This is a genomic window from Psychrobacter arcticus 273-4, from assembly GCF_000012305.1.
Classification (GTDB): domain Bacteria; phylum Pseudomonadota; class Gammaproteobacteria; order Pseudomonadales; family Moraxellaceae; genus Psychrobacter; species Psychrobacter arcticus.
Genome location: NC_007204.1, coordinates 2,417,174 through 2,432,074 on the forward strand (window position 1 = coordinate 2,417,174; position 14,901 = coordinate 2,432,074).

At 44.3% G+C, this 14,901-nt stretch carries 9 protein-coding genes, 2 tRNA genes and 3 rRNA genes; 3 read left to right on the plus strand and 11 right to left on the minus strand.

Features of this window, described 5'->3' with window-relative positions; all coding sequences use genetic code 11:
• Positions 1–40: 40 nt before the first annotated feature.
• The 9 genes from PSYC_RS10150 to PSYC_RS10190 form a co-directional block, all read right to left on the minus strand.
• Entirely contained in the window at positions 41–1,330 is a 1,290-nt protein-coding gene (locus PSYC_RS10150; protein ID WP_011281219.1) for a TRAP transporter large permease, read from the minus strand.
• The gene (locus PSYC_RS10155) at positions 1,327–1,854 is read right to left on the minus strand and encodes a TRAP transporter small permease (RefSeq protein ID WP_011281220.1); all 528 of its coding nucleotides are present in this window, start codon (positions 1,852–1,854) and stop codon (positions 1,327–1,329) included. Before PSYC_RS10155 ends, PSYC_RS10150 begins: the two co-directional genes overlap by 4 nt.
• Positions 1,855–1,874: 20 nt before the next feature.
• Entirely contained in the window at positions 1,875–2,933 is a 1,059-nt protein-coding gene (locus tag PSYC_RS10160; protein WP_041757790.1) for a TRAP transporter substrate-binding protein, read from the minus strand.
• Between the two features lie 313 nt (positions 2,934–3,246).
• Positions 3,247–3,360: ribosomal RNA gene (gene rrf, locus PSYC_RS10165) — 5S ribosomal RNA — on the minus strand.
• A 182-nt stretch (positions 3,361–3,542) separates the two neighbouring features.
• Positions 3,543–6,403: ribosomal RNA gene (locus tag PSYC_RS10170) — 23S ribosomal RNA — on the minus strand.
• A gap of 348 nt (positions 6,404–6,751) precedes the next feature.
• A tRNA-Ala gene (locus PSYC_RS10175) sits at positions 6,752–6,827 on the minus strand.
• Between the two features lie 6 nt (positions 6,828–6,833).
• A tRNA-Ile gene (locus PSYC_RS10180) sits at positions 6,834–6,910 on the minus strand.
• Positions 6,911–6,995: 85 nt separating this feature from the next.
• A 16S ribosomal RNA gene (locus PSYC_RS10185) occupies positions 6,996–8,534 on the minus strand.
• Together the 16S, 23S and 5S rRNA genes with 2 tRNA genes alongside form the textbook arrangement of a ribosomal RNA operon.
• A 620-nt stretch (positions 8,535–9,154) precedes the next feature.
• Positions 9,155–9,862, minus strand: coding sequence for a DNA glycosylase (locus PSYC_RS10190; RefSeq protein ID WP_227500331.1), 708 nt, complete (start codon positions 9,860–9,862; stop codon positions 9,155–9,157).
• Between the two features lie 296 nt (positions 9,863–10,158).
• Between PSYC_RS10190 and upp the strand changes: the two genes are divergently transcribed.
• Together upp and PSYC_RS10200 are read left to right on the plus strand one after the other, a co-directional pair.
• A complete protein-coding gene (upp, locus tag PSYC_RS10195) occupies positions 10,159–10,806 on the plus strand; it encodes a uracil phosphoribosyltransferase (protein ID WP_011281223.1) in 648 nt (215 codons plus the stop codon).
• Between the two features lie 80 nt (positions 10,807–10,886).
• The gene (locus PSYC_RS10200) at positions 10,887–11,639 is read left to right on the plus strand and encodes an SDR family NAD(P)-dependent oxidoreductase (RefSeq protein WP_011281224.1); all 753 of its coding nucleotides are present in this window, start codon (positions 10,887–10,889) and stop codon (positions 11,637–11,639) included.
• Between the two features lie 170 nt (positions 11,640–11,809).
• On the opposite strand, the gene PSYC_RS10205 is transcribed toward PSYC_RS10200, so the two are convergent.
• Together PSYC_RS10205 and tyrS are read right to left on the minus strand one after the other, a co-directional pair.
• The gene (locus tag PSYC_RS10205) at positions 11,810–12,037 is read right to left on the minus strand and encodes a DUF1653 domain-containing protein (protein ID WP_011281225.1); all 228 of its coding nucleotides are present in this window, start codon (positions 12,035–12,037) and stop codon (positions 11,810–11,812) included.
• Between the two features lie 121 nt (positions 12,038–12,158).
• Positions 12,159–13,370 (minus strand): tyrosine--tRNA ligase, encoded by a 1,212-nt coding sequence (gene tyrS, locus PSYC_RS10210; protein WP_011281226.1) that lies wholly within the window; start codon positions 13,368–13,370, stop codon positions 12,159–12,161.
• A 119-nt stretch (positions 13,371–13,489) separates the two neighbouring features.
• On the opposite strand from tyrS, the gene PSYC_RS10215 reads away from it, so the two are divergent.
• Positions 13,490–14,890: an anhydro-N-acetylmuramic acid kinase gene (locus tag PSYC_RS10215; protein WP_011281227.1), complete on the plus strand. Its 1,401-nt coding sequence runs from the start codon at positions 13,490–13,492 to the stop codon at positions 14,888–14,890.
• Positions 14,891–14,901 lie beyond the last annotated feature (11 nt).

Below are 14,901 nucleotides of genomic sequence, written 5' to 3' on the forward strand. Positions count from 1 at the left end.
CTAACGTAAATATTTTATCCATGATTTCTCTAAGCTGTCACTAACTTAACAACACCAGTGATATCGCCGGGAACGCTACCAAAATGACCAGACGAACCAAATCTGAGACAATAAAGGGCATCACCCCCTTGAACATATCGGACAGCTTAATATGCGGCGCCATCGCCTTAATCACAAAGATATTCATCCCCATAGGCGGCGTAATGAGTCCAAGCTCTACCGTCAATACAGCAATGATACCGAACCAGATTGGATCAAACCCTAACGCTAGGATAATAGGAAACACCACCGGAATGGTAATCACCAGCATCGCTAAGGCATCCATGAACAGGCCTAACAGAAAGTACATAATCAAAATGCAGATCAATACTATCATTGGGCTGACCGCCAGTGTACCAATCCAACTCGCTAACGTATAAGACATTCTAGAGACTGAGATAAAATAGCCCAAGGCTTCTGCACCCAGCAACATAAAGAAGACCACTGCTGATAATGCCAGTGTTTCTATAAGCGATTGCTTCAGCCCTTTCATGCGCATACCTTTGGCAAAGGCATAAGCCCATGATACAAATGCACCAACTGCAGCGCCTTCTGTTGGCGTAAATAACCCCAAGAAAATACCCGCAATAATCACGATAAAGATAAAGCTAAAGGGAATAAGACCTGTCAAAGAGATTAACTTTTGTTTCCAAGAAGTAGGCTCCCCGCGTTGTGCTAAATGCGGCTTCCAACGCACCATGATCATCACAGTGATTGAATACATCACCATGCCAAGCATGCCCGGTAAGAAACCAGCGATAAACATATCACCGACTGACTGCTGGGTTAAGATGGCATAGACCAGTAGCGCAATACTGGGCGGAATCATGATCCCCAAAGTACCACCAGCGGCTAAAATACCGCAGGCAAAGCCTGGTTGATATCCATACTTCTCCATTTGTGGCAGCGCTACTTTAGTCATGGTAGAAGCAGTCGCCAATGACGACCCTGAAATGGATGCAAAGATACCAGATGAGCCGATACCGGCAATACCTAGACTGCCTCTTACGCCGCCAAAGATAGTTCGGGTGGCCTCAAATAACTTTCCTGCCATACCAGAATGAGAGGCGAAGACGCCCATAAGTATGAACAACGGAATGGCACTAAAATCATATTTCGCTAAGACATCGACCGGTAAGTCTTTTAGCATATGTAAAGCACCAATAGGCGCTGTCACGGCACCAAAGCCAACCAGACCCACACCTAACATGGCAAGTGCAACAGGAACACGCAGCATGACCATCGCAATCATACATAACAAACCAATGGCACCAATAATTTCTGGACTCATGCGCCTGTCTCCTCAGCGTCAAAGAACTCGCCTGTTTTAAAAATATTGATGGATTCGATCAATGACCGAATGGCAAGTAAAATACTTAAGAAGGCACTGATAGCATAAATTGGCATCATAGATATTCGAAGGTCTTGAGTGACTTTGCCATACTCTATCGCATCAAAAGCGCTTTCATATAGACCCCAAGCAAATACGATACCAATTATAAAGAACCCCATCATAAAGGTGCCCATCATGTAACCTTTAACGGCTTTCGACATCTTTTGAGTGAATACATCGACGATGATTTGTGAGCGCTCAACAAAAGCAGCAAAGGCACCAAGTAAAGCAAAGAGCATAAAGTAAGAGACAATCTCAACGCTACCTTTGACCGTAAATCCAAACTCACCACCGGTGAGCTTGAAGATATAGCGAGCAAGAACATCTAACATAGTGGTCAGCACAATGATGATAAGACTAATACCACCAAGAAACTGACATAACCTGGAGATAAGGGTGCTCAGTTTGACTAAAAATGCCATTTGGCAACTACTCCTTTAGGTTAGACTTTACAGGCGGCACTGGCGACTTTAGCTTTGGCATAAACACCATCTGCATCTAACCCTAAGGCACTGACATCAGCAAGATATTTGTTGGTTCCTTTTTCAAGAGGTCCTTTCCAGTCTGGATCGTTTAACGGATCAGGAATCTCGACAATTTCATCACCTTTATCTTTAGCAGCTTGAATCGCCATTTGGTCATGTTTATCAAATACTTCACCAACCTTATTGGCAAGCGCCATACCTGAGTTTTTATCCAGCACCTTTTTTAGATCATCAGGTAAGCTTTCATATTTCTCTTTATTCATAGTGACCATAAGCGCCGAACTATAAAAAGGAATACTGGTATGGTATTTGGTGATTTCATCAATTTTAAAGGCAGTTACAGCTTCCCAAGGAAAACTCAAACCATCAACGACCCCACGCTGTAAAGAGGTATACATGTCATTGGCAGGCAAACCTACTGGTGAAGCACCAGCACTTTCAATAATGTCACCGGCGACCGCAGAAGGACGGCGAATACGCATACCCTTCATATCTTCAGGCGTGCGAATTAATTTGTTAGTTGTATGCAGTGAGCCAGGTCCAGCGCCATACATAAACAACAAATGTGAATCTTCATATTCACTAGCTAAAGTGCCATCTTCATACAGAGTTTGGAGCATACAACCCATCTGAGTGGCTGAGTTTGATAAGCCTGGAAGCTCAGTAATCTGAGTTAAAGGAAAGCGACCATTAGTATAGCCGTGTGCTTGTGATCCAATATCTATCGTGCCTTTGGCAGCAGATTCATAAGTAACGTCTGCTTTAGCAAGACCAGCTGAAGGATATAGTTCTACTTTTAGTCGACCATTAGAGTCCGCTTCTATTTGCTTGGCCCAAGGTTCAAAGACCTCTGTGCTAATAGATGACGTTGCTGGCCAAAAATGAGAAAAGCGTAATGTTGTTGTTTCTTGAGAAGTTGCTGCGGAAGCATCAGTACTGTCAGAGGCTTGATTGGAACAACCTAGAAGGCTAATAGCTGCTAAGGCACCTATTGAAAAAAGAGGAGCTAACTTCATCATCAATTCCTTTTGATAATTATGGATAGGGTGTGAATTTATACTAAAAAATTGAATGTAGCGTCAAATTCCGTATAAACTCTACGTATATTTTTAATTAATTAACATTAAAACACCATCCAAAATTAGCAGCTATAACGATATAAGTCAAATCATTTTAGATGAATAAGAAAGAATATATTTAATATAAGAAATAGCATTTTTTATAGCAAGAAAATAGCTTATTAGCTCCTTTCATTTGTAAAACCACCAAACCGCGAGCAAAGAAAAACCCCCTTCGACTTATGTCGAAGGGGGTTTTTCAGGAATAGAGAGCTGACGATGACCTACTCTCACATGGGCGAACCACACTACCATTGGCGCGACGATGTTTCACTTCTGAGTTCGGTAAGGGATCAGGTGGGGCCATCGTGCTATTGTCGTCAGCAAAGGGGGTTAGATATGAGTCTGTTATTATTGTTTTGACGTCAAGATATTATCTATTGGTCGACCAACTTGTAACCTAACTGAATCAAGGTTAAAGGTGATATCGAAATATATATATTCTATAAGCAATGCTTATACAAGATAGATTAATTAGAGCTTTCATACAAACCACTTGGGTGTTGTATGGTCAAGCCAAACGAGCAATTAGTACAGGTTAGCTACATGCATCGCTGCACTTCCACACCCTGCCTATCAACGTCGTAGTCTTCAACGGCTCTTTAGGGAAATCTTATCTTGAGGTGGGCTTCTCGCTTAGATGCTTTCAGCGATTATCCCATCCGAACGTAGCTACCGGGCAATGCCACTGGCGTGACAACCCGAACACCAGAGGTTCGTCCACTCTGGTCCTCTCGTACTAGGAGCAGATCCTCTCAAATTTCCAACGCCCACGGTAGATAGGGACCGAACTGTCTCACGACGTTCTAAACCCAGCTCGCGTACCTCTTTAAATGGCGAACAGCCATACCCTTAGGACCTGCTTCAGCCCTAGGATGAGATGAGCCGACATCGAGGTGCCAAACACCGCCGTCGATATGAACTCTTGGGCGGTATCAGCCTGTTATCCCCAGAGTACCTTTTATCCGTTGAGCGATGGCCCTTCCATACAGAACCACCGGATCACTAAGACCTACTTTCGTACCTGCTCGACTTGTGGGTCTCGCAGTTAAGCGCGCTTTTGCCTTTATACTCTACGACCGATTTCCGACCGGTCTGAGCGCACCTTCGTACTCCTCCGTTACTCTTTAGGAGGAGACCGCCCCAGTCAAACTACCCACCATACATTGTCCTCGGTATTGTTATACCTGAGTTAGAACCCCAACATGACCAGGGTGGTATTTCAAGATTGGCTCCACAAACACTAGCGTGTCTGCTTCAAAGCCTCCCACCTATCCTGCACAAGTCAGGTCAAAGTTCAATGTAAAGCTGTAGTAAAGGTTCACGGGGTCTTTCCGTCTAGCCGCGGGTACACAGCATCTTCACTGCGATTTCGATTTCACTGAGTCTCTGCTGGAGACAGCGCTGCCATCATTATGTCATTCGTGCAGGTCGGAACTTACCCGACAAGGAATTTCGCTACCTTAGGACCGTTATAGTTACGGCCGCCGTTTACTGGGGCTTCGATCAAGAGCTTCGCTTACGCTAACCCCATCAATTAACCTTCCAGCACCGGGCAGACATCACACCCTATACGTCCACTTTCGTGTTTGCAGAGTGCTGTGTTTTTAATAAACAGTTGCAGCAGCCTGGTATCTGCGACTGCCAATAGCTTACACCGCAAGGGTTTCACCATCGGCAGCGTACCTTCTCCCGAAGTTACGGTACCATTTTGCCTAGTTCCTTCAGCAGAGTTCTCTCAAGCGCCTTGGTATTCTCTACCTGATCACCTGTGTCGGTTTAGGGTACGATTCGTTTATAACTATTGCTTAGAAGCTTTTCCTGGAAGCATGGTATTTGCCACTTCGCTGTACAAGTACAGCTTGCTATCAGATCTCAGCATAGTGACAGTCCGGATTTGCCTAAACTGTCTGCCTACATCCTTCCACCTGGACAACCAACGCCAGGCTGGCATAACCTACTCCGTCCCTCCATCGCATTATAAACAAGTATTGGAATATTAACCAATTTCCCATCGACTACGCCTTTCGGCCTCGCCTTAGGGGTCGACTCACCCAGCCCCGATTAACGTTGGACTGGAACCCTTGATCTTCCGGCGTGCGAGCTTTTCACTCGCATTATCGTTACTCACGTCAGCATTCGCTCTTGTGATACCTCCAGCATGCCTTACGACACACCTTCACAGGCTTACACAACGCTCCCCTACCACTTGAAAACAAATTCAAATCCGCAGCTTCGGCTCCTAGTTTGAGCCCCGTTACATCTTCCGCGCGGGCCGACTCGACTAGTGAGCTATTACGCTTTCTTTAAAGGATGGCTGCTTCTAAGCCAACCTCCTAGCTGTCTATGCCTTCCCACCTCGTTTCCCACTTAACTAGGAATTTGGGGCCTTAGCTGGCGGTCTGGGTTGTTTCCCTCTCCACAATGGACGTTAGCACCCACTGTGTGTCTCCCGGATATCACTCATCGGTATTCGGAGTTTGCATCGGTTTGGTAAGTCGGTATGACCCCCTAGCCGAAACAGTGCTCTACCCCCAATGGTGTTCGTCCGAGGCGCTACCTAAATAGCTTTCGGGGAGAACCAGCTATCACCGAGTTTGATTAGCCTTTCACCCCTATCCACAAGTCATCCCCTAGCTTTTCAACGATAGTGGGTTCGGTCCTCCGGTGCCTGTTACGGCACTTTCAACCTGCTCATGGATAGATCACTCGGTTTCGGGTCTATGCCCTGCAACTAAACGCCCTATTAAGACTCGGTTTCCCTACGGCTCCCCTAAACGGTTAACCTTGCTACAGAACATAAGTCGCTGACCCATTATACAAAAGGTACGCGGTCACCCTAATAAATTAAGGCTCCCACTGCTTGTACGCACACGGTTTCAGGTTCTATTTCACTCCCCTCACAGGGGTTCTTTTCGCCTTTCCCTCACGGTACTGGTTCACTATCGGTCAGTCAGGAGTATTTAGCCTTGGAGGATGGTCCCCCCATCTTCAAACAGGATTTCTCGTGTCCCGCCCTACTTAATATGTTAACTCTAATGTTTCGAATACAGGACTATCACCTACTACGGTCAGCTTTCCCACGCTGTTCTTCTACATTAGAATTAATCGGCTTCTCCCCGTTCGCTCGCCGCTACTTGGGGAATCTCATTTGATGTCTTTTCCTAAGGGTACTGAGATGTTTCACTTCCCCTCGTTTGCCTCTTGTACAAGTACAAGATACCTACCTTATGGTAGGTGGGTTTCCCCATTCAGAAATCTCCGGATCACAGGATATTGCCGCCTCCCCGAAGCTTATCGCAGGCTGTCACGTCTTTCATCGCCTCTGACTGCCAAGGCATCCACCATGTGCGCTTCATTACTTGACCATACAACCCCAAGTAGTCTTTCGACTGCTAAGTGCTATATAAGTCTAATTATGATAACGATATCACCTAATTTTATACGCTTGATTCAGTTCTCTTTACTTTTTTAGTAATCAACTCCTGGGATAACAACTGATGTCGTTAAGGAGCTGATTACTAAGGTTAGAACAACACGTGAACATGTTGTTCTAACCCAGACTCATATCTATGTTTTTAAATAGTCTCTATGCTCTCGTCGAGTCACAGATTCTGTATAAAACAGAAAGAAGTAATCTTGCCAATGTCTCGGCGAATCACTTGTTTCTATTTGATACCTATTTATTTATTAGCATCTAAAGAAAGTTTATTATGTGGTGGAGCCAAACGGAGTCGAACCGTTGACCTCCTGCGTGCAAGGCAGGCGCTCTACCAACTGAGCTATGGCCCCTAATAATGGTAGGCCTGGGCAGACTTGAACTGCCGACCCCCGCGTTATCAACACGGTGCTCTAACCAGCTGAGCTACAGGCCTGTACGAGGCATATACCTCTAGCTAATAAACTAGCTTAAACTAAAGAACAACTTGTTGTGAATTCTTGCTGACCGAATGCCATCTATAAGGAGGTGATCCAGCCGCAGGTTCCCCTACGGCTACCTTGTTACGACTTCACCCCAGTCATCAACCACACCGTGGTGAACGCCTTCCCGAAGGTTAAGCTATCCACTTCTGGTGCAATCAACTCCCATGGTGTGACGGGCGGTGTGTACAAGGCCCGGGAACGTATTCACCGCGGCATTCTGATCCGCGATTACTAGCGATTCCTACTTCATGGAGTCGAGTTGCAGACTCCAATCTGGACTACGATAGGCTTTTTGAGATTCGCATCACATCGCTGTGTAGCTGCCCTCTGTACCTACCATTGTAGCACGTGTGTAGCCCTGGTCGTAAGGGCCATGATGACTTGACGTCGTCCCCGCCTTCCTCCAGTTTGTCACTGGCAGTATCCTTAGAGTTCCCGGCTTAACCCGCTGGTAACTAAGGACAAGGGTTGCGCTCGTTGCGGGACTTAACCCAACATCTCACGACACGAGCTGACGACAGCCATGCAGCACCTGTATTCTAATTCCCGAAGGCACTCCCGCATCTCTGCAGGATTCTAGATATGTCAAGACCAGGTAAGGTTCTTCGCGTTGCATCGAATTAAACCACATGCTCCACCGCTTGTGCGGGCCCCCGTCAATTCATTTGAGTTTTAACCTTGCGGCCGTACTCCCCAGGCGGTCTACTTATTGCGTTAGCTGCGTCACTAAGTCCTCAAGGGACCCAACGACTAGTAGACATCGTTTACGGCGTGGACTACCAGGGTATCTAATCCTGTTTGCTACCCACGCTTTCGAGCCTCAGTGTCAGTATTATGCCAGAAGGCTGCCTTCGCCATCGGTATTCCTCCAGATCTCTACGCATTTCACCGCTACACCTGGAATTCTACCTTCCTCTCACATACTCTAGCTCAACAGTATCAGATGCAGTTCCCAGGTTGAGCCCGGGGATTTCACATCTGACTTATCGAGCCACCTACGCTCCCTTTACGCCCAGTAATTCCGATTAACGCTTGCACCCTCTGTATTACCGCGGCTGCTGGCACAGAGTTAGCCGGTGCTTATTCTGCAGCTAATGTCATCGTCCATGGGTATTAACCATGGAGTCTTCTTCACTGCTTAAAGTGCTTTACAACCAAAAGGCCTTCTTCACACACGCGGCATGGCTGGATCAGGGTTTCCCCCATTGTCCAATATTCCCCACTGCTGCCTCCCGTAGGAGTCCGGGCCGTGTCTCAGTCCCGGTGTGGCTGATCATCCTCTCAGACCAGCTACAGATCGTCGCCATGGTAGGCCTTTACCCCACCATCTAGCTAATCCGACTTAGGCTCATCTAATAGCGAGAGCAGTAAACTGCCCCCTTTCTCCCGTAGGTCGTATGCGGTATTAATACGAGTTTCCCCGTGCTATCCCCCACTACTAGGTAGATTCCTAAGTATTACTCACCCGTCCGCCGCTCGACGCCTGGTAGCAAGCTACCATCGTTTCCGCTCGACTTGCATGTGTTAAGCCTGCCGCCAGCGTTCAATCTGAGCCATGATCAAACTCTTCAGTTTAATCTTGCTATGTAACCCTTTAAAGAGGCTACTAAACTTGGCTCATTTAATCTGGCAAATCGCTCTAAATTATGTTCGTAATGAATTAACTTTGAGTTTTTTTACTGTCTTAAATGATAATTTTTATAGTTAGTATTCTCTCGAAAAGAGAGTCAACCAACTTTATTTTTTAGCATTCTGAATCAGCAAAAATCCACACAAGTTGTTCTTTAGTTATGCTTTTAAATAATGTCTCACCACTGTCGTCCAGTAGGAGTATTCAACTAAATATCCTAAACCAATTTGGTTTATCCTATTTAGCGAGCTGACCATCATATCATGTTTTAATAGTCTGTCAACTTCTTTCTTTAATTTGTTTCGTTAAGTTAACTGGTTAGTTATTGTGTAATCACACCCTAACTGCTTCCAGTTCGTCTTAATGAGGTGCGTATTATATAGAGTTTTAGATGGGTGTCAATAGGGTTTCGAAAGGTTTTTAAACTAATTTCGCTAGGTTTTAAATAGTCGATAGTTTTCAATGGGTTAGAAGAAATGCTTTTACTCTATATAAACTATTGTTTATCTATTATGTTTCATCCCATTTGCTTACTACTTCTGCCTAACAATCTTAGGTATTTGACCTATAGCTTACCAACCTTCTTAAAGAAGTCTTTATAAGCAGCGATTTTTTTATCTAAGGCTAAAGGATATGCACGTGAAGTTGAAAGCATTCTATATAAGGTTAGATTATTAACATCCGCTTTTTTATTATTTGCATCCTGCCATTGGTAAGGATAGTCCATACTTTGATTAGTCTTAGGGTACTTAGATTTGGCAGGTGGCTCAGCTAATAAGTTGAGTAATATTTCGGTTGCCTTACCGCCCGTTGTAAATAACGTTTTAACCTTTGGCACTTGTGGCAAGATATTATCTAGGTCAACTGGCGTGACGACAGTTAAATTTTTATCTGAGGCATTACCCGTTTCACGAATGGCTTGCTTTACGGTCGGACAAGAAGCAATACCTCGCTCGAACATAAAATTGCGAATGCGCTCAGGATCGAAGCGTTTTTCTTCACCTACTTTAAAATAATCAACATCGTCAAAAAACACGCTTCCATAAATACGCCACATATCATTATAGAAGTTCGGATAATGAAAATGCATTGCCCATTTATCAGCAGTCGGTGGAAAGGTCCCCATCATCATCACAGTAGCATCAGGCGGTAAAACCGGATCGAACGGATGGGTTTCTATATTTCCAGTATCGTTCTTTATTTTCTGCGTCCACACAAAGTCGTTAGCAGCTTTTGCTAGATGAGTGGGATTATTCGGTGAGGATTTGGTCATAAGATTCTTCATTAGAAAAGCGGTTTTTTTGGTATCATAGCAAGGTTAAACATTACTGCATTTGTCATAGTGCTATTATAGTCAAACATAGTCGGCGTAAATAAGAGTTAGCTCAAATAAAAGCAGCCCAATTATTAATGGGGTCAATTCGTATGACTCGTTTTATGACTAACACGTTAAGCTTACTATTTATGGGCTAAATGTAGGGTTGAAATGCGGTAAGTGTTTGTATCTTTTATACCAATAGCAACCGCAGTCACTGCGCAAGCATCGGACCAAAAACCAAGAGAGTACTTATGAGCGACTTAAAAATTACCGTAATCGATCATCCACTAGTTCGTCATAAACTCAGCCTCATGCGCGAAAAAGATTGTAGTACTTATAAGTTTCGTACATTAACCAAAGAGCTTGCCCGCTTGATGGCATATGAAGCGAGCCGTGATTTTGAAATCGAAACCTTTCCGATGGAAGGCTGGTGTGGTGAAATTATCGGTGAGCAAATTATCGGTAAGACGGCAACGATTGTACCGATTTTACGTGCAGGTATTGGCATGTTGGACGGGGTGCTCGATTTGATTCCTACGGCAAAAATCTCTGTTGTGGGTCTACAACGTGATGAAGAAACTTTGCAGCCGGTGCCTTTCTTTGAAAAGTTCGTCAGCCACATGGATAAACGCCCTGCCCTTATCATTGATCCAATGCTAGCAACGGGTGGCTCAATGGTTGCAACTATCGAAATGCTGAAGAAAAACGGCTGTACTAATATTAAAGCATTAGTATTAGTTGCTGCACCTGAAGGTGTGCGTGTGGTCAATGAAGCACATCCTGACGTGACCATTTATACCGCCGCGCTTGACAGCCATTTGGATGAGCATGGTTATATCATTCCAGGTCTGGGTGATGCGGGTGATAAGATATTTGGTAAGCAATTATTTAATAAATAAGCCAAAGCAAATAAACCAAGACAAACCGTCTTCATAAAAATCATGACACAAGCATACGGTATCAATGATAAGGATATAAAATGAACGTATTGATTACAGGGGCAAGTGCCGGTTTTGGTAAAGCACTAGCTGAGCGTTTGGTTGCCAACGGTCATCGTGTGATTGGCTGTGCTAGACGCCTTGATAAGCTTAATGCCTTGGCAGACACTTTGGGTGAGGCGTTTTTACCTGTGGTCATGGATGTCAGTGATACCGCTTCTATTCCGCAAATCATTGCTAATTTGCCTAATCATTTTAAGCAAATCGATGTCTTGGTGAATAATGCTGGGCTTGCGCTTGGTACAGAGCCTGCGCACAATGCTAGTCTTGATGATTGGATGCGTATGACTGATACCAATATTAAAGGTTTGATGGCGCTGACCCACGCGGTCTTGCCAGCCATGGTTGCACGAGATAGCGGTTATATCATTAATGTCGGCTCTATTGCCGGAAGCTGGCCTTACTTTGGCGGTAACGTTTATGGTGCAACAAAAGCCTTTGTAAAACAGTTTAGTTTAAACTTACGAGCTGACTTAATTGGTACGCAAGTGCGCGTGACCAACCTTGAACCCGGTAATGTCGCAGGCACTGAGTTTTCAAACGTGCGCTATCATGGTGATGATGACAAGGCTGCTCAAGTTTATGATGGCTTTAAAACCATGACGGGCGATGATATTGGCGATATCTTATTATGGCTGATTGAATCGCCTGCACATATTAATGTCAATCGTTTAGAAGTGATGCCAGTGGCACAAACCTATAATGGTCTGACGATTGCTAAGCAAGATTCTTAACATTTTAGCCGACCGTTTGGCTCATTAACGTAACTCATAAGACCGAAGCAATATAGAGTCATCTATATTGCTTATTTTTTTGATTTTGACATTCATCTCATTTACTAAAGGTAACGTCCAAGTACCCTGCTATTAATCCAGTCTTGATAAGTGTTAAGAGTTTTGAATCATCAATCAGCTAACGCTTTAATTAATTCAAAGCGCGGAATTTCTTTACCTTCAATCATGATCGTTTCAGAAAACATAGCTAAAGGACGGACCCATACATCATATTCACCATAAAGACAGCGATAGACGACGAAAGATTCTTCCGTTTCAGAATGCTGTGCCGTATGCAAAACTTGATAAAGGCTGCCTTTATAATGGCGATAGATACCTTGGAGAATGATTTGGGTCATAAAAACTCTCTACTTTTTAATAAATAGTCGCTAATAGGTAGTGACTGATACAAATAAATAGGTCGACCATGAATGCCGACCTTATTTTTATTTATCTACTGATTTACTGACTCGAGCCTACTTAATCAACCGTTACTTTCGCATAGGCTTTTTTGCCTGCTTGGATAACGACCGTTTGCCCAGCAGTTAAGCTAAAACCAGCGTCGACCACTTCGCCATCTACTTTTACCGCGCCACGCTTGATCATATCTTTAGCCGATGAGCTGTTTTTGGCAAGCGCCGCTTGGTTTAGGATTTGGGTGATAAATAATGCGTCCTGTCCTTCCAACTCTAATGTCACTTCTGGTAAATCAACTGGCAATTCGCCATCAGCCAAAACATTACCCGCTGACTTATGAGCATTGGCAGCAGCGTCGGCATCATGGAAGCGTTCAATCAACTCTTCAGCAAGGATACGTTTGATTTCTTGTGGATTGCGTCCATCTTCCATCTCTGCCATTAAATTTTCCACTTCTTCCATTGGCTTAAAGCTTAAAAACTCAAAGTAGCGACGGATTAAAGTGTCTGGCATAGACAGTAGTTTTTGGTACATGGTACCAGGTGCATCATAAATGCCAACATAATTATTCAGGGACTTAGACATTTTATTGACGCCATCAAGCCCTTCTAAAATCGGTACGGTGATGCAGACTTGCTGTTCTTGACCATAACGACCTTGTAAGGTGCGACCCATTAATAAGTTGAAGGTTTGATCGGTACCGCCAAGCTCGACATCTGCTTTGAGCGCGATAGAATCATAGCCTTGTACCAGTGGGTATAAGAATTCATGGATCGCAATTGGGGTTTGCGACGCGTAGCGTTTGGAGAAGTCGTCACGCTCTAACATGCGCGAAACGGTTTGGTGACTGGCAAGCTGAATCATATCTGCCGCTGACATGTCGTTAAACCATTCTGAGTTAAAGACCACGCGGGTTTTTTCTTTATCCAAAATCTTGAATACTTGCTCAGCATAAGTTTCAGCGTTGGCTTTGATTTGCTCATCGGTTAATGGCGGACGGGTGGAGTTTTTGCCAGAAGGATCACCAATTTTGGCAGTATAATCACCAATTAAAAAATAAATCTCATGACCCAAATCTTGGAAATGCTTAAGCTTATTAATCAATACCGTATGACCTAAATGTAGGTCAGGCGCGGTAGGATCAAAACCTGCTTTAATACGTAGCGGACGATTTAGTTTCAGCTTTTTAACCAAATCCTCTTCAGATAAGATTTCTTGAGCACCGCGCTGGATAAGGGCAAGCTGTTCTTCTAGAGTGTAGGTTTTCTCGGTCATGATGATCTCTTTATTGTCTTCATTGAAAGGTTAAAGCATTTGGGCTATTTAGAATCTCGTAGCCATCAAAAAATGTTAGAATTTGGCAGATATACTAGCGTTTTTTAAGGTAAATTGCCATGACCAACCCCGCATCGATTACTGATAGTCAGCATAATAATTTTTCAGATATGAGTTTAGATAATGATTTTAATAGCCGTCTAGATAATATGGACGATTTAAACTATGCCACTCTGACTGAAGCACTTGAACAAACGGTTTTCGAAAACTTCGATGATGGCTTATATATCGGCATGATGTCGGGCACTAGCTTAGATGGTATGGATGCGATTCTTTGTCAATTTAGTAATCATACTAATAGTTCAAATATTAGTAATGAAGACAATACACAGCAGCCAATGCACTTGCTAGCGACATATAGCCAAGATTTTCCGCCACGTTTACGTGAGGTGTTATTGGCCTTGTGTCAGCCTAATGGCATCAATCAATTAACACCAACGGCGGGTGAACCAGATAGTGAATTAGAATGGTTCGGTTGGGCAAGTAAAGCATATGCTGAGTTTGCAAGCGACGTGGTCAATACGTTATTGCAGCAATCAAATACCGATATAGAGTCTGTATTGGCGATTGGCTGTCATGGTCAAACGGTACGCCATCGTCCGCAGATGGGCTTTAGCTTGCAATTGGTCGATGCCAACATCATCGCCGAGCGTACTGGCATTAGCGTCGTCAGTGATTTTCGACGCCGAGATATGGCAGTCGGCGGTCAAGGTGCGCCTCTAGTTCCTGCTTTTCACCAAGCCTTATTTGCTGTGCCTGATAGCACTCGCATATTACTCAATCTGGGTGGTATTGCTAATATCGCTGTCTTGCCAGCGATTTCTGATGACCTCTCGGATTTTAATGAACACTCAGACAATCAGCCATCTGATAGCGTGGTTGGTTATGATACGGGTCCTGCCAATCTACTATTAGATGCATGGACAGCACTGCATACTGACAAGGATTATGATGCTGGCGGTACATGGGCGCAGTCAGGTCAAGTCGTTGAGCCGCTACTCAATCAACTATTAGAGCATCCATTTTTTGTTAAAGCTTATCCAAAAAGCACAGGGCGCGAAGATTTTAACTTAGCATGGCTGCAAGATGAGTTACAAAAATTCGATCAAGCTGCTGCTGATATTCGCTACTCATCAGCCGATGTACAAGCAACGCTCACTGAGCTGACCGCCATCAGTGCCAGTGCACAAATCAATATATTTATCAATGCTAGTAGCAATAATGCCGTCTATGTCTGCGGCGGCGGTGCACTGAACGATTATCTCATGATGCGGTTACAAGCACATCTACCGCGCTGCAAAGTAGAAACCACAGCCAGTTTGGGACTTGAGCCAACTTGGGTGGAAGCCGTCGCCTTTGCATGGTTGGCAAGACAAACACTCATGGGTGAAACGGGTAACTTACCTGCCGTAACGGGTGCAAGTAAAGGCGTGGTATTAGGACAAGTATGTTTTGCTTGATTGATCGAATT